This window comes from Nocardioides silvaticus (assembly GCF_003160695.1).
GTDB classification, from domain to species: Bacteria; Actinomycetota; Actinomycetes; order Propionibacteriales; family Nocardioidaceae; genus Nocardioides; species Nocardioides silvaticus.
On the sequence record NZ_QGDD01000006.1, the window covers coordinates 143,927 to 166,383 of the forward strand.

Consider the following 22,457-nt stretch of genomic DNA (forward strand, 5'->3'; position numbering starts at 1 on the left):
CACCGATGGACCGTGGAGACACACAGAGAGGAACCAGGAGATGAACCCCCGCAACACCATGGCCGCCAACGCCACCCTGCACTGCCTCACCGGCTGCGCTATCGGAGAGATCACCGGCTTGATGATCGGCACCGCGCTTGGCCTCAGCGCCGGAGTCACCATCGCCCTCGCCGTCGGCCTGGCCTTCCTGTTCGGCTACGCGCTGTCGACCCTGCCGCTGATCAAAGCCGGTCTCAGCTTCGGTGCCGCGCTCAGTGTCGTCTTCGCCGCCGACACCCTGTCCATCGCCACCATGGAGCTGGTCGACAACCTCGTCATGGCCGTCATCCCCGGCGCGATGGACTCCGGGCTCGTCAACCCCATCTTCTGGGTCGGCATGATGATCGCCCTCACGGCCGCCTTCATCGCGGCGTTCCCGGTCAACCGGTACCTCATCGACAAGGGCAAGGGTCACGCCCTCACCCACCAGTACCACCACGGCAGCGACCACTCCGCGCACGGCGCCGACCGCGACCACCAGAGCTCGACGAGTCACGGTGCGGCCGAGCAGCCCCATCGCCGACAGGAGCACCTGTGATGAACACCAACACCCTCGCCGCAGCCGTCATCGGCTTCCTCCTCGGCGGCCTCACCGTCTCGATCGCCGCCGAGCTCGAAGACGACGACCACCCCGCCCCCGAGCACGGCTCAGGGATGCACCAAACCGTCGACCAGCAGCCGTGATCGGGACCTTGGTCCGGCTCGCCCGCCGTGCCACCCGCGATCCCGGCGTGCGGAGCGCAGCCGTCTGTCTGCTTCGCTGCCTCGCGGGGGAGCGGAGGTGCGCCCCCGCGCCGACACTCGTCTGGCCTCTGCGGGACAAGTCTCGCCTCAGCGTCTGAGGCTGGTCCGAGCGGGCGAGCCCGCGACCACGCCGACCGCGACGAAGGCTGACACGGCGAGCACGACGAACGCGGCGTCGTAGCCTCCGAGCGTCGTCGCAGCGACGGCTCCGAGCCAAGGTGCGCCGGCTGCAGCGAGACCGACACCGCCGGAGAGGACGCCGCTCCGGGCGCCGTAGCCGCTGGTGCCCCACCGGTCGCTGACGGCGGAGGCCTGGATCAGGGTGAAGGCGCCCCGGGCGGTGCCGGCGAGGAACGCGATCGCGAACAGCAGGGGAAGCGGCCGCGGGACCGCGGCGAGGGCGAGGGTGAGGGCACCGGTCACGGCCAGGACCGTGACCAGGCGCGTGTCGGGCCCGAGCCGTCCGAGCGTCGGGGCGTAGGCGAGACGTCCGGCGACCTGCCCGACGCCGCCGATGCCGAGGGCCACTGCGCCCACCTGGATCGAGAGCCCGTCCTCGGCGAGCAGCGGGACGAGGTTGACCACGCCGGCGTAGATGGCCAGGCCGGCCATGGTCATGGCGAGCACGAGGAGCAGGAACGTGGGGGTGCGCAGCAGTGGGTCGCGGTCACTCGCCGGTGGGTCGTCCGTGGCCGCGGGCTCTGCGGTGGTCCTCGTCCAGGGGTGGCCGAGGCCGTACCAGTGCAGCGGAACGGTCAGGGCGAGCGGGACCGCCAGGACCAGGTAGGCGGTGCGCCAGTCGCCCGCCTGCTCGAGCACGGCGGCGAGCGGCGCGTAGACGGTCGAGGCGAGGCCGCCCACGAGGGTGATGGCGGTCAGGGCGCCGAGCCGGCGGTCGCCGCCCCAGTGCGTGACGGCGGCGAAGGCGGGCGGGTACAGGGTTGCGGACATCGCGGTCCCCGCCAGTGCCCATGCGGCCAGGAACCACCACAGCGTGGGGGCGGCAGCGAACCCCAGGATCGCGGCGACGCCGACGGCCGACCCCACGGCCATCGCCGCGCGCGGCCCACGGCGGTCCAGGTGCCGGCCCACCCGGAGCCCGAGGAGTGCCGCCGTCACCTGCGCCGCGGTGAAGCCGGCCATCATCGTGGTGAGCGACCAGCCCTCTTCCTCCGCGATGCGGGTGGCGAGCACGGGGAAGGCGTAGAACAGCACGCCCCACGTGGTGATCTGGCTGACGCACAGCACGAGGGTGACTCGGCGCAGGGCTCTGTCCGGGAGCGGCTCGACCGCACCCTGGACATCGGCCCGCGCCGTGTCAGCCACAGGTGGAGCCGCGCTCACCGCCGATGGTGAGGAGCTGATCGGACGGGGCGCAGCAGGCGCCCCCGCTCGCTTCGGTGGGCTGGCCGTCGAACACCCCGGAGCCGCCGCAGACACCGGACTCAGGGAGAACCAGGTCGACGCGGGCAGCGGCCTCCAGGTCGCCGTCGATCGCCGCGACGATGCTGCGGGTCTGCTCGAACCCCGTCAGCGCCAGGAACGACGGCGCTCGGCCGTAGGACTTCATGCCGGCCAGGTAGAGCCCCTGCTCCGGCTGTGCCAGCTCGGCGGCTCCGTGCGGGTAGACGGTGCCGCAGGAGTGCACGTTCGGGTCGATCAGCGGCGCCAGCTTGGTCGGTGCGGACAGAACGGGGTCGAGGTCGAGGCGGACCTCGTCGAGCACGGTCAGGTCCGGCCGGAACCCGGTGACGACGACGACCTCGTCGACCTCGATCCGGCGACCGTCGAGTCCGGCGACCACCAGACGCCCGGAGTCGCCGGAGTCCTTCTCGACCACGGCGGTGCGGAACCCGGTCACCGTCTGGACCGGTCCGGACGCCACCGCGGCCTGTGCGCGCTTGCCGAGGGCGCCCCTCGCCTCGAGCTGGTCGTTGTCACCGCCGCCGAACGCGTCGTCGACGCCCGGCCGTCGGAGCACCCAGACGATCTCGGTGCCCGGGGCCTCCGCGGCGAGCGAGGTCAGGCCGACGAGGCTGTTCTGCGCGGACGCGCCGCGGCCGGCGACCAGCACCCGCTTGCCGCCGTACCGGGCACGGGTCGCGGCGTCGGTGAAGTCCGGGATGCCGTAAGTGATGCGGTCGGCGTTCTCGCGCTCGCCCGGTGCGGGCAGGCCGTCGCCGCCGAGCGGGTTCGGGCCACCCCAGGTCCCGGAGGCGTCGATCACGGCCGCAGCGGTGAGCAGGTGGATGCCCGCCGGGGTCCGGACGTGGACGGTGAAGGGGGCGTCCTCGCGGCCGGAGTCGACCAACCGGTCCCGGCCCTGCTTGGCGACGCCGACGACGCGGTGGCCGAGACGGACGTCGACCTCGCCGGTCGCGTCGAGGGCCGCGGCCAGGGGAGCCAGGTAGGCATCGACCCACTCGTTCCCGGTCGGGTAGGACGCGGGGTCGGGACGCTGCCAACCGGCACGGGTGAGCAATGCCTCGGCGGCGGGGTCGACGAGCTCGTTCCAGGAGGAGAACAGGCGCACGTGCCCCCACTCTCGCACGGCGGCGGCGGGGCCCTCGCCCGCTTCGAGGACGACGGTGGGCAGGCCGCGACCCTGGGCGTGGGCGGCGGCGGCGAGGCCGATCGGTCCGGCGCCGATGATGACGAGCGGGGCGTCGTGGGTGACAGCGGACATGAGCTGGTTTCCTCTCGGACGAATAGATCGATGATCTTCGATAGATTGAATGCTCGGACAATAATCGAAGAACTTCGATGGAAGCAAGTGAATCATCGAAGTTCTTCGATGTATAGTCGTCTCGTGACCACGACCGAGCTCCAGATCCCCCCTTCCGGCGCCGTCGCCACCGGCTCTGCGGAGGATCTCTGCGCGCCGGCAGCGGCGGCCCAGTCAGCTCTGCTCGAGGCCGACGCCGCTGCTCGGTACGCCGAGTGGTTCGCCACGTTGTCCGACGCGACCCGGGTGCGCCTCCTGCACGGGGTCGCGAGTGCGCCCCGGGGCTCGATCACCGTCGGCGATCTCGCCGAGGCCCTCGGGATCAGCCAGTCGACCTGCTCCCACCACGTGCGCAAGCTCGCCGAGGTCGGCTTCGTCGTCGTCGACAAGGTCGGCCGCACCTCGATGGTGTCGGTGAACCCCACCTGCTGCACCGGGCTGCCGCACGCGGCCGACGTCGTGATGGGCTCGTTGAGCGCGGTGCCGTGCTGTCCTGAGGACCTTCCCGCCGACGTCACGACGCGGGCGATGGTCGACGCCGACCTGCCGATCGTCCGCGAGATCTACGCCGAGGGCATCGCCACCCGCAATGCCACCTTCGAGACCGAGGTGCCCTCGCTCGCCGACCTGGCCGAGAAGTGGCTGCCCGGTCACCGGTGGGTCGCTGAGCGCGACGGCGTGCTGGTCGGCTGGACCGCCGTCAGCCCGGTCTCGGAGCGGGAGTGCTACGCCGGCGTCGGCGAGACCAGCGTCTACGTCAGCGAGCCCGCCCGGGGCGCGGGTGTCGGCAAGGCACTGTTGTTCCGCCAGGTCAACGAGGCGGACGCGAACGGACTCTGGACCCTGCAGACGTCGATCTTCCCCGAGAACCGCGCGTCCCTCGCGCTGCACCACTCGGCCGGCTACCGCACGCTCGCCGTGCGGCCGCGGATCGCCAAGCTCGGCGGTGAGTGGCGCGACACGGTCCTGCTCGAGCGCCGCCGTGCGACCGACTGACCCGATGGGACCGGACCTCCACCGCCGGCTGACGGCGGAGCTGATCGGCACCGGGCTGCTCGTGACGGTCGTCGTCGGCTCCGGAATCGCCGCCCAGCGACTCTCGCCCGACGACGTCGGGCTCCAGCTCCTGCAGAACTCCATGGCGACGTTCCTCGGCCTGACCGTCCTGATCCTCCTGTTCGGCCCGGTCTCCGGTGCCCACCTCAATCCGGTGGTGTCCGCGGCGGACTGGCTGCTCGGTCGGCGGGCCGGCACCGGCCTGGTCGGCCGCGAGGTGATCGCCTACGCCGCTGCGCAGACCGTCGGCGGCTTCCTCGGCGCCGTGCTCGCGAACCTCATGTTCGACGTCGGTGTCGCCGAGGTCGCCACCACCGAGCGCACGGGCGCCCCGCTGCTCCTCGGGGAGGTCGTCGCCACGGCGGGCCTGGTCGCGGTGATCTTCGCGCTGGCCCGCACCCACCGCGGAGCCCTCGCCGCCCCTGCGGTCGGCGCCTACATCGGAGCCGCCTACTGGTTCACGTCGTCGACGTCCTTCGCCAACCCGGCGGTGACCGTGGGCCGGATGTTCTCCGACACCTTCGCGGGCATCGATCCTGCTTCCGTGCCGGGGTTCATCGCAGCCCAGGTCGTCGGTGGAGCCCTCGGTCTCCTCCTGGTCGTCTACCTCTACCCGGGCGTCGCCGCCGCGGCCCGCGACGCCGTCGTCCCCCACCGTCCCCACCGGGAGGCCTCGTGAGCAACGCCCCTACCGCGCGACCGCAGGTCGTGTTCGCCTGTCGCAAGAACGGTGGCCGCTCGGTCATCTCCCGCCTGCTGACCCAGCACTACGCCGGCGACGCCGTCGTCGCGCTCTCGGCCGGGACGGATCCGGGCGACCAGATCCACCCGGAGGTCGCCCGCGTCCTCGAGGACCTCGGCCTCGACACCTCGGGTGAGGCTCCGAAGCACCTCACCCGGGAGATGATCGCCGCCAGCGACCTCGCCATCACGCTCGGCTGCGGCGAGGAGTGCCCGTACGTCCCGGGTGTGAAGTACGTCGACTGGCCCGTCGACGACCCCAAGGGCCAGGACGACGCCACGGTCCGACGCATCGTCGCCGACCTCGACGTCCGTGTCCGCGCTCTCGTCGCCGAGCTCGCTCCCGGCCGAGCCCTGCCGCCGTCGCTCCTCGCTCCCGACTCGGTCCAGCAGCCTTGACGTCCGCGGCGGCGTACGTGCAGCGCGCCGAGGCAGCCTGGAGCTGGGTCCTCCGGCAGGTCCGGTGGGACTCCGAGGGTCCGTGGATCCCCGAGTCGGTGGTGCTGGACGGTCCGCGCGCGACCGAACCGCCCGAGCTGCGGACCGGGCTGCACAGCGGCATCGGAGGACTCGCGCTCGTGCTCGCCGAGATCCGCCTCGGTCGGGACTGGACCGGCGAGGAAGCCGAGCTGGCGGCCGGCATCGCGAGCCAGGTCCGCGCGCGGACGGCGACGGAGACGGAGGTGTCGTACTTCGACGGGTTGGTCAGTGCGCTGACCGTCCTGCTGGCACTCGGAGAGCCAGGAGCCGACGCGGTCGTCGCGCGGCTGCTCGAGCTGGCCACCGGCGACGGCTGGGCGACGCCCTGGGCCGGCCCGCCGACGTACTCCGACGACGCGCGCATCAACGACGTCACCCTCGGCACCGCGGGTGTGCTCCTCGGCGCGGTGTGGGCGCTGCGCGTCGGCGTGCCGGGATCGGCGGACCTCGCGAGCTGCGCGGCCGGCGTCCTGCTGCGCGAGGCGGAGGAGACCGAGCACGGGCCCCGCTGGCTGTTCGTGCCGCGCCGCTTCCGCGAGACGCCGCCGACGGAGATGCCGGGCTGGTCTCACGGCCAGGCCGGGATCACGGCCGCGCTCGCCGTGGCCGGCGCCGTCCTCGACCGGCACGACCTGCGCGACGCGGCCCGCGGTGGTGCGGAGCGGCTGGTCGCGATCGGCGAGCACGCCGACGGGACGTTCGTCGTACCCCGCTACGTGCCGCAGCTCCCCAGTGGCGACGACCCGGTCTCCTTCGGCTGGTGCCACGGCGCCGCCGGCACCGCGCAGGTCTTCCCCGCCCTGGAGCTCGCCGGCGTCGACGACGTCGCCGGCCGCTCGCCCCACGCGTGGGGCGCCGCGGCCTGGTTGGCGGTGCGGTCGTCCGGACTGCCCGAGCGGCTGGAGCCCGGGTTCTGGGACAACGACGGTCGCTGCTGCGGCACGGCCGGCGTCGGCGACCTCGCCCTCGACCGCTGGCAGCGGTACGGCGACGAGGAGGACCTCCGGTTCGCGAGGATCCTGGGCGACGCCCTCGTCGCCAGGGCGTGCGGCGACGACGAGCACCGCTGGTGGCAGTTCGTCGAGCACCGGGCCGAGCAGCCGCTGCTGGACCCGGGCGTCGGGTGGATGCAGGGCGCGGCCGGCATCGCGGCCTACCTGTTCCGGCTCGGACGGGTGCTCGAGGAGGGCCCGGACGCGTCCGCGGTCCAGCGCACGGACAGCTGGTGGGCGGTGCGGCCGGCCTAGCCGACCGGCGGGAAGCAGCGGGCGAACGTACGTCGAGCCGCCGCCGGGCCCTCGATCGTCAGTCGGTCGGCCAGGGCTCGGGGGTCGGTGCCGCGGCTCAGCTCGAAGAGCGCAGCAGCGCTGCCGGTGATCGTGAGGTCCGGCGACTGGGAGGTGTCGGCGCGACGCAGCCGGCCGTCCCGGAGCTCGAGCCAGTGCTCCTCCCCGTCGAGCACGAACCGCACGCGGAGGTCGATCCCCGCGGCAGCCACGGGGTCGAAGAGTGCGCCGGCGCCGCCGTACACCGCCATCAGCGGGCGGACCTCGCCCTCCTCGGCCGTCGCCAGGTAGGGCATCCCGAACCGCGCGATCTCGCGCAGCACCGGGCGGATCCGGGTGCCGGCGCGGGTCAGGCCGTAGACCGTGCGCGCCGCGGGCGCGGGGAGCTCGCGCTTCTCGACCAGCCCGTGCTCCTCCAGCGACCGCAGCCGGTCGGTCAGCAGGTTGGTGGCGATGCCGGGGAGGCCGGCCTTGAGGTCGGTGAACCGCCGCTCGCCGAAGGAGAGCTCGCGCAGCACCAGCAGCGCCCACCGGTCGCCGACCATGTCGAGCGCGGTCGCGATCGTGCAGTACTGCTCGTAGCTCTTCGTGGGCACGGCGCCATTCTACTGTGCAAGTGCTTGTGATTTGAAACTAAGTGGTTGTTTTTATAAACCGGTCGTCGCTAGGGTGCTCGCCATGTCCTCCGTCCCTCCCGACGCGCCACCGGTCGACCCGCCCCCAGCGGTGCAGCCGTACGCCGTCCTCGGCATCGCCTCGCTCGCGTCGTTCATGGTCTTCCTCGACACCCAGGTGCTGTTCGTCGCGTTCGACGACATGCGCGCCTCTTTCCCGGAGGTGTCGTTCGCGGCCATGTCGTGGACGCTGTCGGCCTACACGATCGCGCTCGCCGCGCTGCTCGTCCCGGCGGGCCGGATGGCCGACCGGTTCGGGCGGAAGCGGACGTTCCTGGCCGGGCTGGTCGCCTTCACCCTGGCGTCGTTGCTCTGCGCGGTCGCCACCACGCCGGCGCTGCTGGTGCTCTTCCGCGTGCTGCAGGCGGTCGGCGCGGCGGCGCTGGTGCCGGCGTCGCTGGCGATCGTGCTGTCGGTCTTCCCGACGTCCAAGGTGCCGGCCGCCGTCGCCATCTGGGGCGCGATCGCCGCCCTCGCCGCCGCGATCGGCCCGACGATCGGCGGCCTCCTCGTCGACGGGTGGGGCTGGCGCGCGGTGTTCCTCGTCAACCTGCCGGTGGGCGCGCTGGCGCTGGTGCTCGCGGCCCGCGCGGTGCCGGAGTCGCGCGAGGTCGCGCGGACCCGGTTCCCGGACCCGGTGGGGATCCTGCTGCTGACCGGCGCGCTCAGCCTGCTCGCGCTCGGCATCGTGCAGAGCGACCAGTGGGAGTGGGTCTCGGCGCGGACCATCGGTGCGTTGGTGGCCGGGCTGGTCGTCCTCGCGGTCTTCGTCGTCCGCACCCTCCGCCACCCGCACCCTGCGCTCGACCTGACGCTCTTCGGAGCGCGGTCCTTCAGGTGGGCCAACATCGCGACCGCGGCCTTCACGATCGGCTTCACCGCCATGTTCTTCGCCCAGGTCATCTTCCTGACCGAGGTGTGGGGCTACAGCATCGTGAAGACCGGCGTGGCGATGATGCCGGGCCCGGTGGTCGTGATGGTGCTGGCGCCGTACTTCGGCCGGCTCGCCGGCCGGGTCGGGCAACGGACGCTGCTGGTGCCGGGCGGCCTCGTCTACGCCGCGTCCGGCGTCTGGCTGATCAGCCAGGTCGAGGTGACGCCCCACTACGCCAGCCAGATGCTGCCGGGCGCGCTGCTCGCCGGCCTCGGCGTCGCGCTGGTGATCCCGCACCTGACCAGCGCCGCCGTCCAGGGCCTGCCCGCCGACCAGCTCGCCGCCGGGTCCGCGGTCAACCAGGCCACCCGGCAGCTCGGCGCGACGTTCGGGGTCGCGCTGACCGTTGCGCTGCTGGGGTCGGTCACGCCGGCGACCGTTCTCGACGCCTTCCACGAGGTCTGGTGGATGCTCGTGGTCTGCGGCGTGCTGACCTCCGCCGCAGCGCTGGCGCTGCCACGCGCCGCCCGTGCCCCCGCCCCCGCTCCCACTCTGGAGCCTGCCGTCGCACCGATCGGAGAAGCCGCATGACCCTCACCGGAGAAGACCTGGCCCGCATGACCGGGCTCGAGACCATGCGCGCCGTCGCCGCCGGGGAGCTGCCCCCGCCGACCATCGCCCTGCTGCTGGGCATGGCGCCGGTGGAGGTCGACGAGGGTCTCGCCGTGTTCGAGATGACGCCGGACGAGCGGATGATGAACCCGATCGGCTCCGTGCACGGCGGCATCGCTGCGACCCTGCTCGACTCCTGCATGGGCTGCGCGGTGCACACGACGCTCGAGCCCGGGCAGGGCTACACGACCGCCCAGCTCAACCTCCACTACCTGCGGGCGATGCAGCCCGGCATGGGAAAGGTCCGGGCGACCGGCACCGTCGTCCACCGCGGCCGGCGGCAGAGCACCGCCGAGGGCAAGCTGTACGACGCCGAGGGCCGGCTGATCGCGCACGGCACGACGACCTGCCTGATCCTCTAGGTCTCGACAGGCTCGACCAGCGGCGGGGCTCGACCAGCGGTGGGGCTCGAGCACCAGAACCGCGCGGCATCTCGACCGACCTCCTAGTCTGTCCAGATGCCGCAGCGGATCGAGGTCGAAGGGCTCCAGGTCGCCGACGAGCTGCACGCGTTCGTGCGGGACGAGGCGCTGCCGGGATCGGGCCTCGAGGAGGGCGCCTTCTGGAGCGGGGTGGCGGCGATCCTCGCCGAGCTGACGCCGCGCAACCGCGCGCTGCTCGAGCGTCGCGAGGAGCTGCAACGTCAGCTGGACGAGTGGCACACCAGCAACCCCGGCCCGGTCCGTGACCAGCCGGCCTACCTGCGGATGCTCCGCGAGATCGGCTACCTCGTCGAGGAGCCCGAGCCGTTCGAGATCGAGACCCGCGACGTCGACGACGAGGTCGCCGTCCAGGCCGGCCCGCAGCTCGTCGTACCCGTGCTCAACGCGCGGTTCGCCGCCAACGCCGCCAACGCCCGGTGGGGCTCGCTCTACGACGCGCTCTACGGCACCGACGTGCTGCCGGAGGACGACGGCTGCGAGCGCGGCACGTCCTACAACCCGCGCCGCGGCGCCCGGGTCGTCGCCCGCGCCCGCGCGTTCCTCGACGCCCACTTCCCGCTCGCCGACGGCAGCCACGCCGACGTGACCGGCTACGCGATCCAGGGCGGGGCGCTGACGCCGACGCTGGCCGACCCGTCGCAGCTGGTCGGGTGGCGCGGCGACCTGGCCGCACCCGAGGGCGTGCTGCTGGAGCACCACGGGCTGCACGTGGAGATCCAGGTCGACCGCGACCACCCGATCGGCAGGGACGACGCCGCCGGGGTGAAGGACCTGCTGGTCGAGGCGGCGGTCTCCACGATCATGGACCTCGAGGACTCGGTCGCCGCCGTCGACACCGCCGACAAGGTCGCGGCCTACCGCAACTGGCTCTCCCTCAACCAGGGCACGCTCAGCGTGCAGGTCACCAAGGACGGCACGTCGTTCGCGAGGACGCTCGCACCCGACCGCGAGTACGACGGACCGGCCGGCCCGGTCGTCCTCCCCGGCCGCTCGCTGCTCTTCGTGCGCCAGGTCGGGCACCTGATGACCACGGACGCGATCCTCGACGCGGACGGCCGGGAGGTGCCCGAAGGGATCCTCGATGCCGTGATGACCGCGCTCTGCAGCCTGCCCGACCTCCAGGGTCGCGGGGCGCTGCGCAACTCGCGCACCGGGTCGATGTACGCCGTCAAGCCGAAGATGCACGGCCCCGACGAGGTCGCGTTCACCAACGACCTGTTCGCGCGGGTGGAGGACCTGCTCGGGCTCGACCGCGGCGCCATCAAGCTCGGCATCATGGACGAGGAGCGGCGGACGTCGGCCAACCTCGCCGCCTGCATCCACGCCGCCCGCGGCCGGGTCGCCTTCATCAACACCGGCTTCCTCGACCGCACCGGGGACGAGCTGCACACCTCCATGCTCGGCGGACCGATGGTGCGCAAGGGCGACATGAAGGCCCAGTCCTGGATCCATGCCTACGAGGACCGGAACGTCGACATCGGCCTCGCCTGCGGCTTCCGCGGCCGGGCCCAGATCGGCAAGGGCATGTGGGCGATGCCCGACGAGATGGCCGCCATGCTCGAGCAGAAGGTCGGCCACCCCGAGGCCGGTGCGAGCTGCGCCTGGGTGCCGTCGCCGACGGCGGCGACGCTGCACGCGCTGCACTACCACCAGGTTGACGTGGCCGCGCGGCAGCGCGAGCTCGCAGCCCGACCGACCGGCCGCGCCACGCTCGAGCAGCTGCTGACGGTGCCGATCGCCGACCCTGCGGAGCAGTCGCGGTGGTCGGCCGACGATCGCCGGGCCGAGCTCGACAACAACCTGCAGGGGATCCTCGGCTACGTGAAGCGCTGGATCGACGACGGCATCGGCTGCTCGAAGGTGCCCGACATCCGAGGCACCGCGCTGATGGAGGACCGCGCGACCTGCCGGATCTCCAGCCAGCACGTCGCGAACTGGCTGCACCACGGCATCGTCACCCTCGAGGAGGTCGAGGAGGCGCTCCGCCGGATGGCCGACGTCGTCGACGAGCAGCAGTCCCGGCAGGACGGACCGGGCTACCGGCCGATGGGCCCGTCGTACGACGGCGAGGCGTTCCGCGCCGCCCGTGCGCTGGTCCTCGAGGGCCGCTCGCAGCCGTCCGGCTACACCGAACCGATCCTGCACCGCAGCCGGCGGGCGAAGAAGGCGGAGCCCGCGTGACGACACCTGAAGACCTCGCGATCGGGGTGGTCCAGCGGCTCGACGAGCTGCTGGCGACCGCCGACGCCGAGCTCGCGGCGGGCTACCCGGGGGAGCGGCCCGGGCGCCAGCCGGTGCACACCGTCTACGTCCCGGCAGACCGGTACGACGCCCACGTGGTGCCGTCGTACGGCGCCGCGGCGCTCTGGCTGCTGGACGAGCACGCCCCGGCCTTCGACGCGCTCGTGGGCGATCCGGACGTCGTCGCGCGCGTCCGCGCCAAGCTGACGACCGAACCGGTCGAGGACCTCCGGGTCGACTTCGAGGACGGCTACGTCGGGAGGAGCGACGTCGAGGAGGACGAGGACGTCGTGCTGGCCGCTCGGGCGCTCGCGGAGAGCCAGCAGGCACGGATGGCCGCGCCGTTCGGAGGCATCCGCATCAAGTGCTTCGAAGCGGCCACGCGCCGGCGGTCGATCCGCACGCTGACCGCCTTCCTGTCGGCGTTCCGCGAGCACGACGGCGACCTCGACGGCTGGGTCGTCACGCTGCCCAAGGTCACCCGCGTGGAGCAGGTCGAGGCGATGGTCGAGACCTGCGCGCGGCTCGAGCAGGGCCTCGGCCTCGCCGAGGGGGAGCTGCGGTTCGAGATCCAGGTCGAGACGCCGCAGTCGATCATCGGCGCCGACGGCACCGCCCCGATCGCCCGGATGGTGCACGCCGGCGGCGAGCGGCTGACCGGCCTCCACTTCGGCACCTACGACTACTCCGCGTCGTGCGGGATCGCCGCGGAGTACCAGGCGCTCGACCACGCCGCGACCGACCACGCGAAGCTGGTGATGCAAGCGGCGGCCGCCGGCACCGGCGTCCGGCTGAGCGACGGGTCGACGAACATCCTTCCCGTGGGCGGGGAGCGCGAGGTCGTCGCGGCGTGGGAGAACCACCTCCGCCTGGTGCGCCGCTCGCTCGAGCGCGGCTTCTACCAGGGGTGGGACCTCCACCCGGGTCAGCTCCCGACCCGCTTCGCCGCGACGTACGCCTTCTACCGCGATGCCCTGCCGAGCGCCCTCGAGCGGCTCGCCGCCTACACCCAACAGACCATGGGCGGCATCGCCGACGAGCCGGCGACGGCGCGGGCGCTGGCGTCGTACGTCCTGCGCGGCGTGCAGAGCGGCGCCGTCGACGAGGCCGAGGTCGAGGCGGGCGCGGGTCTCGGGTCGGACCGGCTGACACAACTCACAACGCGGTGAACCAGGAGAGCTGATGAGCTATCACGTCCCCCGAGGAGGACTGCCGCCGCAGTCCGCGCTCACGACCGACCGGGCGCGGTTCACCGAGGCGTACGCCGTCATCCCGGCCCGCACCCTCAGCGACATCACCGCCTCGCGGCTGCCGCACTGGGAGCAGACCCGGCTGTGGGTGCTCGCGCGCCCGCTCTCGGGGTTCGCGGAGACGTTCAGCCAGTACGTCGTCGAGGTCGCGGCGGGCGGCGGCAACACCGACGTCGAGGACGAGGTCGACGCCGAGGCGGTGCTGTTCGTCGTCGACGGGTCGCTGACGTTGAACCTCGACGGGACGGAGCACGCGTTGGGCCCCGGGTCCTACGTCTACCTCCCGCCGGCGACGCCCTGGGCACTGCGCAACCACAGCGACGCGACCGCCACTTTCCACTGGATCCGCAAGGCCTACCAGCGCGTCGACGGCATCGACGTGCCGGAGCCGTTCGTCACCCGCGAGCAGGACGTCGACGCGATCCCGATGCCCGACACCGACGGGGCGTGGGCGACGACGCGGTTCGTCGACCAGGCCGACCTGCGCCACGACATGCACGTCAACATCGTCACCTTCGAGCCCGGCGGCGCCATCCCGTTCCCGGAGACCCACGTCATGGAGCACGGCCTCTACGTCCTGGAGGGCAAGGCCGTCTACCTCCTCAACGAGGACTGGGTCGAGGTCGAGGCCGGTGACTTCATGTGGCTGCGCGCGTTCTGCCCGCAGGCCTGCTACGCCGGCGGCCCGGGGCAGTTCCGGTACCTGCTCTACAAGGACGTCAACCGCCACGTGGGGCTGACCCTCTAGCTCCCGTCCGAGGACGGCGCGGCGCGTCGGCGCGAAGAACTGCCAGATTCCGTCGAGTCCCCGCCACCCCCGCGCAGCCCGGCAACAAAGCCGTCGCCCGCTGTCGTTGCGCCCCCATAGGGTCCCGACCGGACAGGAGGCGGCAGCTGATGGACACACGAGCACGGGCCGGGTTGGTCGTCGTCGCGCTCCTGATCGTCTACGTCGTCTGGGGCTCGACCTACCTCGGCATCCGCATCGTCGTCGAGGAGATGCCGCCGCTGGTCGGCATGGGCACCCGGTTCGTCGCCGCCGGGCTGCTCCTGGGCGGGCTGCTGGCTCTTCGCGGCGTCGACCTCCGGGTCAGCCGCGCGCAGCTGGCCGGCGCGGCGGTGCTGGGGCTGCTGCTGCCCTTCCTCGGCAACGGGATGGTCGCCATCGGCGAGGAGATGGGCACGCCCAGCGGTGTCGCCGCACTCCTCGTGGCGGCCGTCCCGCTGTTCGTCACGGTCTACCGGATCGCCTCGGGCGACCGGCCGCGGACCTGGTCGGTGCTGGGTGTCCTGCTCGGCTTCGGAGGTCTCGCGTGGTTGGTGCTGGGCGGCCGCGACCAGGGCGACGTCCCGGTCGCCGGTGCGCTCATCGTCCTGATGGCGAGCGGCTTCTGGGCGTTCGGGTCCTGGGTGCAACCCCGGCTGACGCTGCCCGAGAACCCGTTCGTGCTGGCCGTCCACGAGATGTGGACCGGCGGCGTCCTGATGATCACGGTCGGCCTGGTCCGCGGCGAGCACTACGCGCCGCTGGAGTACGACGGACGCACCTGGCTGGCCTGGGCCTACCTGGTGGTGATCGGCTCGACGCTGGCGTTCAGCGCCTACGTGTGGGTGCTGTCGAACGCGCCGATCGGCCTGGTCTCGACCTACGCCTACGTCAACCCGGTCGTCGCGGTCTTCCTCGGCTGGCTGATCCTCGAGGAGGCGATCACCAGCGCCGTCATCACCGGTGGCCTGGTCATCGTCGCGTCGGTCGCGATCGTCATCACGGTCGAGCGACCGCGCCGACCTGCCGACGAGCGCGAGCTCGACCCGGTCTGAACAACCTGTCGGGCTCGGCCGCTACGGTTCCTGCATGCGGGTGTGGGCGGTGGGTCTCGTGGGCCTCCTGGTGGCCAGTGCGGCCACCGGCGGCTACCTGATCCGTTCCGAGCGGGACGGCGACGCTACGTCGTACGACGGTCCGGCTCCTGTCGTCGCGGTCTCGCCGAGCTATCCCGTCGAGCCGCTCGACCTCCTGCCCGACCCGGACTTCCCACCGCTCCTGGCGAGCCTCCCGATGCGCGTGGAGATCGTCGGGTCGAAGCCCTTCGACCTGCGGCTGGAGGTCCCGGGGGAGTGGATCCGGACCGAGTCGTCGGCGAGCGAGTGGAAGTGGCACCCGCCGCCGGGCGACGTCCTCAACACCTACTTCCTCCGCGTCCGGCTGATCGGCAACCAGCACGGGGGCGTCGAGGGGATGGTCGAGTCGCGGATCGAGGCGCTCGCCGACGCGCAGGGCGTCAGGGACTTCCACCTGGAGTCCCAGGACACCGACAGGTTCGTCGCCAACTACGTCAGCGAGGGCCACCGTCGGGTGACGATGGAGACCTTCGTGACGCAGCCCGGCGCGGACGTCGTGTTCGCCTCGATCGGACTCGTCGGGCGTGAGGTCGACCGCGCCGGGATGACCGACCTGATCCGGCGGATCAGCGACTCGGCGCGAGTCGGACCCGACTACCGGAACCCGTAGGCCGCCACCGAGTCGAGCACCCGGTTGGCGGTCGCGGTGTCGCTGCTGCGCACCTGCACCCACAGCAGCTGGTCGTCCGTCACCTGCACCGCGCGCTCGACGACGATCCCGCCGGGGCAGTCGGGGTAGACGACCGTGATCGCCGGCCCGTCGTCGGAGCTGTCCGTCACCGGGTCTCCGGGCTCGCCGCACTCGGGGTGCTGAGGCACCTGCTCGGGGAGGTCGGAGCCCGCGAGCAGGCCGAGGAAGACCCCGTGCCCGTCGGGGTCCTCGGTCCAGTCACGGGAGGTCCCGACCGAGAGCGCCGGGTAGTCGCGCTCGGCCTCCGGCGGTCGCCAGCCGTCCGCCGCCACCGCCCGGTCCCAGTCGGCGGGGACGCTCACGCCGAGCGAGCCGGTGTCGTCCTGCACCTCGGTCCAGTCGTCGCCTCCCGCCCCGGCCACGAGCCAGCCGGCCAGGCCGCCGCCGGCGATCGCGGCGACGGCGAGCCCGACGGCGGCGCCCCGGCGCAAGCGGTGGCGCGGTGAGGGCGGGTCGGGCAGCGGCTCCTCGGTGCCCGCCAGGCTCGGCCGCGCCCCGGGCTGGGTGAGGTCGGGGTCGACCGGCAACCAGGGCTCGGCCGGGCGGTCGTCGGGCGGCAGCGGCGTGAGCGCCGAGGTCAGCGCCTCGACGTACGACGCCACGTCGGGCCAGCGCTGCTCGCGGTCGACCGCCAGCCCGCGGACCACGACCGCCTCTGCCGCGGTCGGCACCGGTCGCTCGGTGCTGGACAGCGGCGGCGGCTGGTCGGGCTCGGCGGCGGCGGCGAGCGAGGCGTGCTGGTAAGGCGGCCGCCCGGCGAGGAGCAGGTAGGTCAGCGCGGCCAGCGAGTACTGGTCGGCCCGGGCGTCGAGCGGCTCGCCCTGCGCCTGCTCCGGCGCGACGTACGACGGCGTCCCGGCGATGACCGACAACCGCGACGAGACGTCGAGGGACTTGCCGAGGCCGAGGTCGGCGACCATCGCGCGGACCCGACCGTCGACGGTGCGGAACAGCACGTTGGCCGGCTTCACGTCGCGGTGCAGGATCGACCGCGTGTGCAGGGCCTGGAGCCCCAGCCCGACCTGGCGGATGACCTCGAGCGCCTGGGCGGCGGTCAGGCCGTCGACCTCGAGCCGGTCGGCGAGCGTGCCCTGGTCGGCGTAGGTCATCACCAGGTAGGGACGGCCGTCGTCGAGCTCGCCGGCGTCGTACACCGTGACGACGTGGGGCGACTCCACCTTGCGCAGCATCCGGCCCTCCTCGAGGAACCGGCGGCGGACGTGGTCGTCCTCGCTCCAGTTCTCCGCGAGCACCTTCACCGCGACCGGCGAGTCGAGCTGCTCGTCGAACGCGAGCCAGACGGTCGCGAACGCGCCGGAGCCGATCCTGCGGCGCACGACGTAGCGCCCGAGACGGGCCGGAACAGACACCCGAGCATTATGGGTGGTACCTATGGTCCTCATGAGCACCGAGGGGCTGACCGCCGACGAGATCGACGACCTCGCGCGGCGCGCCCAGTCGGGCGACCGGGACGCCCTCGAGGACCTCCTCGCCGCGGTGCAGCCGCGCGCGCTGCGCGTGTGCCGCGGCGTCCTGCCGCACCTGGCCGACGCCGAGGACGCCTGCCAGGAGGCGCTGATCAACATCGCCGGCAAGATCGGCTCGTGGGGCGGTCAGAGCCGGTTCACCACGTGGATGCACGTCGTGGCCGTGAACGCCGCCCGGTCGACGTACCGCCGCCTGAAGAACCAGGCCGTCCCGGTCGAGACCGCACCGCTCGAGCGCCCCGACCCCCGCACCACCAGCGTCATCGCCGGCACCCGCCTCGACCTGCTCGAGGCGATGGAGACGCTGGAGCGCGACCACCCGAAGTACGTCGAGCCGCTGATGCTCCGCGACGTCTACGGCCTGCCGTACGACGAGATCGCCACCCTCGTCGGCGTCCCCCTCGGCACCATCAAGGCCCAGATCCATCACGGCCGCAAGCTCGCCCGCCCCCTCCTCCGCGGCGACGCCTGATTCCTCCCTCGTGGTCGGTTGATTCCGCCCTCGTGGTCAGTTGAATCCGCTCTCGTGGTCAGTTGAGTCCGCCCTCGTGGCGCAGGGCGGACCACCCGGGACGAATGAACCCGCCACCAGGCAGGAATCAACACGCCACGACAGACGAATCGATTGACCACGAGGGGGGATTCGACGTCGGTGGTGGGGATCAGCCTTCGGCGGCGGCCTTGATCCGTTCGAGGGTCTGGCGCATGCCGGTGCGGATCAGGTCGGTGAAGGCGACCTGGCCGCCGAGGAAGGCGTCGGTCCACTCCAGGGAGAGGTCGGAGAGGCCGTCGGGGGTCTCGCGGCGCTGGGTGAGGAGGGTGCCGGTGGGGGAGGGGTCGAGGGTGAACGACCAGACGACGTAGTTCTCGGCGATCCGGAACGCCAGCGCGCGGTCCTCCTCGAACCGGACGACCGTGCCGTGGGTGGTCCACTCGAGCTCGCCCTCGCGGTTGCGGTTGGTGAACTCGGCGCCGAGCTCGCACCGCTCGAAGCCGGCGCGGAGGCGGGTCGAGGTGACCTGAGGGCTCCACTCCGACATCCGGCGCACGTCGTGGACCAGGGCCCAGACCGCGGCCGGTGGCGCAGCGATGTCGATGCGGTCCTCGAGCAGCGGCTCGTAGGGGATGGTCATCGGGCCTCCTCACCATCTTTGCGACCGATCGGACGCAATCTGTGAGGACGCTAGCAGGTCGTAGGACACTCCGGCGACCGGCAACTACCGAAGGGGCAACGAGCGGCGCGGTCGCTGACCGTGCAACTTTCCGGGTCTCCCGAGCGTCGTAATGGGTATCTGGACGGCCCGAGGAGGTCGCGATGCGAAGGAAGCACGAAGCAACGGGGGCCCGTCACCTGGTGGCGGAGCGGGTGCAGCACGCCAAGCTGGTGCTCGCCTGGTGGACCCGACGGTTGGCCGGCGTCTGACGCTCCTAACCGGGTGTCTCGGCGGCCCGCGCGACGTACGGTTCACCGTATGGATCAGCCGCAGGTCACCGTCAACGGTGAGTCCCGCAGCCTCGCTGCCGCCGAGCCGCCCACGACCGCCCTCGACTGGCTGCGCGGCATCGGTCTGACCGGCGCCAAGGAGGGCTGCGCCGAGGGGGAGTGCGGAGCGTGCTCGGTGCTGATCGCCCGGGCCGGCGTCGACGCGCCGACCGAGTGGACCGCCATCAACGCCTGCCTGGTCCCGGCCGCCGCGCTCGCAGGCCAGGAGGTCGTCACGGCGGAGGGACTCGGTACGCCGGACGCACTCCACCCCGTGCAGCAGGAGCTGGCCGTCCGGGGCGGTTCGCAGTGCGGCTACTGCACCCCGGGCTTCGTCTGCAGCATGGCTGCCGAGTTCTACCGGCCCGCCCGCTGCGAGAACGGCGTCTTCGACCACCACGCCCTGTCCGGCAACCTCTGCCGCTGCACCGGTTACCGGCCGATCGTCGAGGCGGCTGAGGCGCTCGGGGCGCCCGCGGAGGGCGACCACCTCGCGTTCCGCACGACCGCGCCGCCGCCCACGCCGCCACCGGTCCGGGTGCCCGGCTACGCCCGCCCCGACACGCTCGCGGAGGCGCTGACGCTGCTCGCCGAGCCGGACGCCGTGCCGCTCGCCGGCGCGACCGACCTCGGGGTCGAGAACAACCTGCGCGGCTCCCGGCCCGGGCTGCTCGTCGCGATCGACCACCTGCCGGAGCTCCGGGCGTTCGAGGTCGGCACGTCGTACGTCGACCTCGGGGCCGGACTGACGCTGACGGAGATCGAGCGCCGGCTCGACGGCGCCGTACCGCTGCTCGACGACGTCTTCCCGCAGTTCGCGTCGCGGCTGATCCGCAACGGCGCCACGATCGGCGGCAACCTCGGCACCGCCTCGCCGATCGGCGACCTGCCGCCCGCGCTGCTCGCGCTCGACGCCTCGCTGGTGCTGGTCTCGGCAGCGGGGGAGCGGACGGTGCCGCTGGTCGACTACTTCACCGGCTACCGCGAGACCGTGCTGCAGCCCGGCGAGCTGATCGCCCGGGTGCGGGTCCCACTGCCGCTCGCGAGCATCACGGCGTTCCACAAGATCGCCAAGCGCCGCTTCGACGACATCTCGTCGGTAGCGGTCGCGTTCGCCATCGACGTGGCCGACGGCCGGGTCGAACGCGCCGCGATCGGGCTCGGCGGCGTCGCGGCCACGCCGGTCCGTGCGACCGAGGCGGAGCAGCTGCTCGCCGGACGGGCGTGGGACGAGGCGACCGTGCACCGCGCCGCCGACGCGCTCGCGTCGGCCGGCACCCCGATCGACGACCATCGTGCCAGCGCCGCGTTCCGGCGGGCGATGCTCGGTCAGGCGTTGCGCCGCCTCTTCCACGAGGAGGCGGTCGCATGAGCCGGCTCTCCGAACGCCCCACGACCGCCGAGGTCGGCGCGGCCCGGCCCCACGAGTCCGCCGCCCTCCACGTCACCGGCCGGGCGCTCTACACCGACGACGTCGCCCTGCGCACCCCGCACCTGCTGCACGCCCACCCGGTCAACGCACCGCACGCGCACGCGCGCGTCACTCGCCTCGACCCCAAGCCCGCCTACGACGTGCCGGGCGTGGTCCGGGTGCTGACCGGCGACGACGTGCCCGGCGTGAACGACGCCGGCACGAAGCACGACGAGCCGCTGTTCCCGACCGAGGTGATGTTCCACGGCCACGCAGTCGCGTGGGTGCTCGGCGAGTCGCTCGAGGCGGCGCGGATCGGCGCGGCGGCGGTCGAGGTCGACTACGAGCCGCTGCCCTCGATCATCACCGTGGTCGAGGCCATCGAGCAGGGCAGCTTCCAGGGCGCGCAGCCGCGGCTGGAGCGCGGCGACGTGGGGGCCGGGCTCGCGGGCGCGGCGCACGTGTTCGAGGGGGACTTCGACTTCGCCGGGCAGGAGCACTTCTACCTGGAGACCCACGCGTCGCTGGCGACGGTCGACGACGACGGCCAGGTGTTCATCCAGTCGAGCACCCAGCACCCGACCGAGACCCAGGAGATCGTCGCTCACGTGCTCGGGCTGTCCAGCCACCAGGTCACCGTGCAGTGCGTGCGGATGGGCGGCGGTTTCGGCGGCAAGGAGATGCAGCCGCACGGGTTCGCCGCGGTGGCGGCGCTGGGTGCGCGGCTGACCGGGCGACCGGTGCGGGTGCGGCTCACCCGCCAGCAGGACATGACGATGAGCGGCAAGCGGCACGGCTTCCACGCGTCGTGGAAGGTCGGCTTCGACGACGACGGTCGGCTGCAGGCGCTCGAGGCCACGCTGACCTCCGACGGCGGCTGGAGCCTCGACCTGTCCGAGCCGGTGCTCTCGCGGGCGCTGTGCCACATCGACAACGCCTACTGGATCCCGCACGTCCGCGTCGACGGCCGGGTCGCGAAGACCCACAAGACCTCGCAGACCGCGTTCCGCGGGTTCGGCGGGCCGCAGGGGATGCTCGTGATCGAGGACATCCTCGGTCGGTGCGCCCCGTCGCTGGGCATCGAGCCGGCCGAGCTGCGACGCCGCAACTTCTACGAGGAGGGCCAGGCGACGCCGTACGGCCAGCCGGTGCGGCACGCCGAGCGGCTCGGGCTCGCGTGGGACCAGGTGCTGACCACCTCCGACTTCGCCGAACGGCGCGCCGCGATCGACCGCGCGAACGCAGAGAACCCCCACTCCAAGCGGGGTCTGGCGATCACTCCGGTGAAGTTCGGCATCTCGTTCAACTTCACCTCGTTCAACCAGGCCGGGGCGCTGGTGCACGTCTACAAGGACGGCTCGGTGCTCATCAACCACGGCGGCACCGAGATGGGCCAGGGCCTGCACACCAAGATGCTCCAGGTCGCGGCGACCGCGCTCGGGCTGCCGATCGAACGCGTCCGGCTGGCGCCGACGCGCACCGACAAGGTGCCGAACACCTCGGCGACCGCGGCCAGCTCGGGCGCCGACCTCAACGGGGCGGCGGTCAAGGACGCGTGCGAGCAGATCCTCGCCCGGCTGGAGCCGGTGCGCGAGAAGCTCGGCGCCGCGGCGCCGTGGGACGACGTCGTGCGCACCGCCTACCTCGACCGGATCCAGCTCTGGGCGGCCGGCTTCTACAAGACCGAGGGCCTGACCTGGGACGCGGCGGCGGTGCAGGGCTCGCCGTTCAAGTACTTCGCGTACGGCGTCGCGGCGGCCGAGGTCACCGTCGACGGGTTCACCGGTGCCTACCGGGTCGACCGGGTCGACATCGTCCACGACGTCGGCGACAGCCTGTCCCCGCTGGTGGACATCGGCCAGATCGAGGGCGGCTTCGTGCAGGGCGTCGGCTGGCTGACCCTCGAGGACCTGCGCTGGGACGCCTCCGACGGCCCGCACCGCGGCCGGCTGGCCACCCAGGCGGCGTCGACCTACAAGCTGCCCAGCCTCTCGGAGATGCCGACCGACCTTCGGGTCGCGCTCCTCGAGCGGGCCACCGAGGACGGCGCGGTCTACGGGTCCAAGGCCGTCGGCGAGCCGCCGCTGATGCTCGCCTTCGCCGTCCGCGAGGCGCTGCGGGAGGCGGTGGCGGCGTTCGGGGTCTCGACCCCTTCGACAGGCTCAGGGACCGGGGGCACCAAGCCGTCGGTCGAGCTGGACTCGCCGGCGACGCCTGAGGCGGTCTACTGGGCGATCGAGCGGGCGCGAGGAGCCTGA

21 protein-coding genes are annotated in these 22,457 nt (G+C 72.7%); 16 read left to right on the forward strand and 5 right to left on the reverse strand.

All coding sequences use genetic code 11. The annotated features are described in order from the left end of the window. Nucleotides 1-40: 40 nt before the first annotated feature. Nucleotides 41-577, forward strand: a complete 537-nt coding sequence (locus DJ010_RS14190) for a DUF4396 domain-containing protein (RefSeq protein ID WP_245927560.1) — start codon at nt 41-43, stop codon at nt 575-577. Beyond that, nucleotides 577-723 (forward strand): hypothetical protein, encoded by a 147-nt coding sequence (locus DJ010_RS22475; protein WP_211318794.1) that lies wholly within the window; start codon nt 577-579, stop codon nt 721-723. Before DJ010_RS14190 ends, DJ010_RS22475 begins: the two co-directional genes overlap by 1 nt. A gap of 147 nt (nt 724-870) precedes the next feature. Here DJ010_RS22475 and DJ010_RS14195 read toward each other — a convergent pair whose 3' ends face one another. Then, entirely contained in the window at nt 871-2,109 is a 1,239-nt protein-coding gene (locus DJ010_RS14195; protein ID WP_109694871.1) for an MFS transporter, read from the reverse strand. Then, on the reverse strand, nt 2,102-3,469 hold the full coding sequence (locus DJ010_RS14200) for an NAD(P)-binding domain-containing protein (protein WP_109694873.1): 1,368 nt from the start codon (nt 3,467-3,469) through the stop codon (nt 2,102-2,104). Before DJ010_RS14200 ends, DJ010_RS14195 begins: the two co-directional genes overlap by 8 nt. A gap of 123 nt (nt 3,470-3,592) precedes the next feature. On the opposite strand from DJ010_RS14200, the gene DJ010_RS14205 reads away from it, so the two are divergent. From DJ010_RS14205 to DJ010_RS14220, 4 genes are read left to right on the forward strand one after another with little or no spacing between them, the layout of a single operon-like run. Further along, nucleotides 3,593-4,504 carry a helix-turn-helix domain-containing GNAT family N-acetyltransferase gene (locus DJ010_RS14205; RefSeq protein WP_245927562.1) on the forward strand — a complete coding sequence of 304 codons (912 nt, stop codon included), beginning with the start codon at nt 3,593-3,595 and terminating at the stop codon, nt 4,502-4,504. A gap of 4 nt (nt 4,505-4,508) precedes the next feature. Next, nucleotides 4,509-5,243, forward strand: a complete 735-nt coding sequence (locus DJ010_RS14210; RefSeq protein WP_109694877.1) for an aquaporin — start codon at nt 4,509-4,511, stop codon at nt 5,241-5,243. Further along, entirely contained in the window at nt 5,240-5,704 is a 465-nt protein-coding gene (locus DJ010_RS14215; RefSeq protein WP_109694879.1) for an arsenate-mycothiol transferase ArsC, read from the forward strand. The genes DJ010_RS14210 and DJ010_RS14215 overlap by 4 nt, the downstream gene beginning before the upstream one ends. Further along, on the forward strand, nt 5,701-7,032 hold the full coding sequence (locus DJ010_RS14220; protein ID WP_211318795.1) for a lanthionine synthetase LanC family protein: 1,332 nt from the start codon (nt 5,701-5,703) through the stop codon (nt 7,030-7,032). Before DJ010_RS14215 ends, DJ010_RS14220 begins: the two co-directional genes overlap by 4 nt. Here the strand turns inward: DJ010_RS14220 and DJ010_RS14225 are convergent. Continuing rightward, nucleotides 7,029-7,667: a winged helix-turn-helix transcriptional regulator gene (locus DJ010_RS14225; RefSeq protein WP_109694881.1), complete on the reverse strand. Its 639-nt coding sequence runs from the start codon at nt 7,665-7,667 to the stop codon at nt 7,029-7,031. The two genes, DJ010_RS14220 and DJ010_RS14225, sit on opposite strands and share 4 nt — an antisense overlap. Before the next feature lie 82 nt (nt 7,668-7,749). Between DJ010_RS14225 and DJ010_RS14230 the strand changes: the two genes are divergently transcribed. From DJ010_RS14230 to DJ010_RS14260, 7 genes are all read left to right on the forward strand, one after another. Further along, nucleotides 7,750-9,210 carry a DHA2 family efflux MFS transporter permease subunit gene (locus tag DJ010_RS14230; protein ID WP_146207354.1) on the forward strand — a complete coding sequence of 487 codons (1,461 nt, stop codon included), beginning with the start codon at nt 7,750-7,752 and terminating at the stop codon, nt 9,208-9,210. Then, the gene (locus DJ010_RS14235; protein ID WP_109694884.1) at nt 9,207-9,653 is read left to right on the forward strand and encodes a PaaI family thioesterase; all 447 of its coding nucleotides are present in this window, start codon (nt 9,207-9,209) and stop codon (nt 9,651-9,653) included. The genes DJ010_RS14230 and DJ010_RS14235 overlap by 4 nt, the downstream gene beginning before the upstream one ends. 96 nt (nt 9,654-9,749) lie before the next feature. Next, nucleotides 9,750-11,915 (forward strand): malate synthase G, encoded by a 2,166-nt coding sequence (locus DJ010_RS14240; RefSeq protein ID WP_109694886.1) that lies wholly within the window; start codon nt 9,750-9,752, stop codon nt 11,913-11,915. Next, the gene (locus tag DJ010_RS14245) at nt 11,912-13,144 is read left to right on the forward strand and encodes a DUF6986 family protein (protein WP_245927564.1); all 1,233 of its coding nucleotides are present in this window, start codon (nt 11,912-11,914) and stop codon (nt 13,142-13,144) included. Before DJ010_RS14240 ends, DJ010_RS14245 begins: the two co-directional genes overlap by 4 nt. Before the next feature lie 13 nt (nt 13,145-13,157). Next, a complete protein-coding gene (locus tag DJ010_RS14250) occupies nt 13,158-13,973 on the forward strand; it encodes a bifunctional allantoicase/(S)-ureidoglycine aminohydrolase (protein WP_109694888.1) in 816 nt (271 codons plus the stop codon). 149 nt (nt 13,974-14,122) lie between these two features. After that, nucleotides 14,123-15,046 carry an EamA family transporter gene (locus DJ010_RS14255; RefSeq protein ID WP_211318796.1) on the forward strand — a complete coding sequence of 308 codons (924 nt, stop codon included), beginning with the start codon at nt 14,123-14,125 and terminating at the stop codon, nt 15,044-15,046. Nucleotides 15,047-15,080: 34 nt separating this feature from the next. After that, complete coding sequence (locus DJ010_RS14260) at nt 15,081-15,737, forward strand: hypothetical protein (protein ID WP_109694890.1); 657 nt, start codon at nt 15,081-15,083, stop codon at nt 15,735-15,737. Here DJ010_RS14260 and DJ010_RS22480 read toward each other — a convergent pair. Next, a complete protein-coding gene (locus DJ010_RS22480) occupies nt 15,722-17,188 on the reverse strand; it encodes a serine/threonine-protein kinase (RefSeq protein ID WP_211318797.1) in 1,467 nt (488 codons plus the stop codon). The genes DJ010_RS14260 and DJ010_RS22480 overlap by 16 nt on opposite strands. Before the next feature lie 31 nt (nt 17,189-17,219). Between DJ010_RS22480 and DJ010_RS14270 the strand changes: the two genes are divergently transcribed. Further along, complete coding sequence (locus DJ010_RS14270) at nt 17,220-17,777, forward strand: RNA polymerase sigma factor (protein WP_109695148.1); 558 nt, start codon at nt 17,220-17,222, stop codon at nt 17,775-17,777. A 190-nt stretch (nt 17,778-17,967) separates the two neighbouring features. On the opposite strand, the gene DJ010_RS14275 is transcribed toward DJ010_RS14270, so the two are convergent. Beyond that, nucleotides 17,968-18,438: an SRPBCC family protein gene (locus DJ010_RS14275; RefSeq protein ID WP_109694892.1), complete on the reverse strand. Its 471-nt coding sequence runs from the start codon at nt 18,436-18,438 to the stop codon at nt 17,968-17,970. 339 nt (nt 18,439-18,777) lie between these two features. Here DJ010_RS14275 and DJ010_RS14280 point away from each other — a divergent pair, with 339 nt between their 5' ends. Together DJ010_RS14280 and xdhB are read left to right on the forward strand one after the other, a co-directional pair. Beyond that, nucleotides 18,778-20,160: a xanthine dehydrogenase small subunit gene (locus tag DJ010_RS14280; RefSeq protein WP_109694894.1), complete on the forward strand. Its 1,383-nt coding sequence runs from the start codon at nt 18,778-18,780 to the stop codon at nt 20,158-20,160. Next, nucleotides 20,157-22,457: a xanthine dehydrogenase molybdopterin binding subunit gene (xdhB, locus tag DJ010_RS14285; protein ID WP_109694896.1), complete on the forward strand. Its 2,301-nt coding sequence runs from the start codon at nt 20,157-20,159 to the stop codon at nt 22,455-22,457. The genes DJ010_RS14280 and xdhB overlap by 4 nt, the downstream gene beginning before the upstream one ends.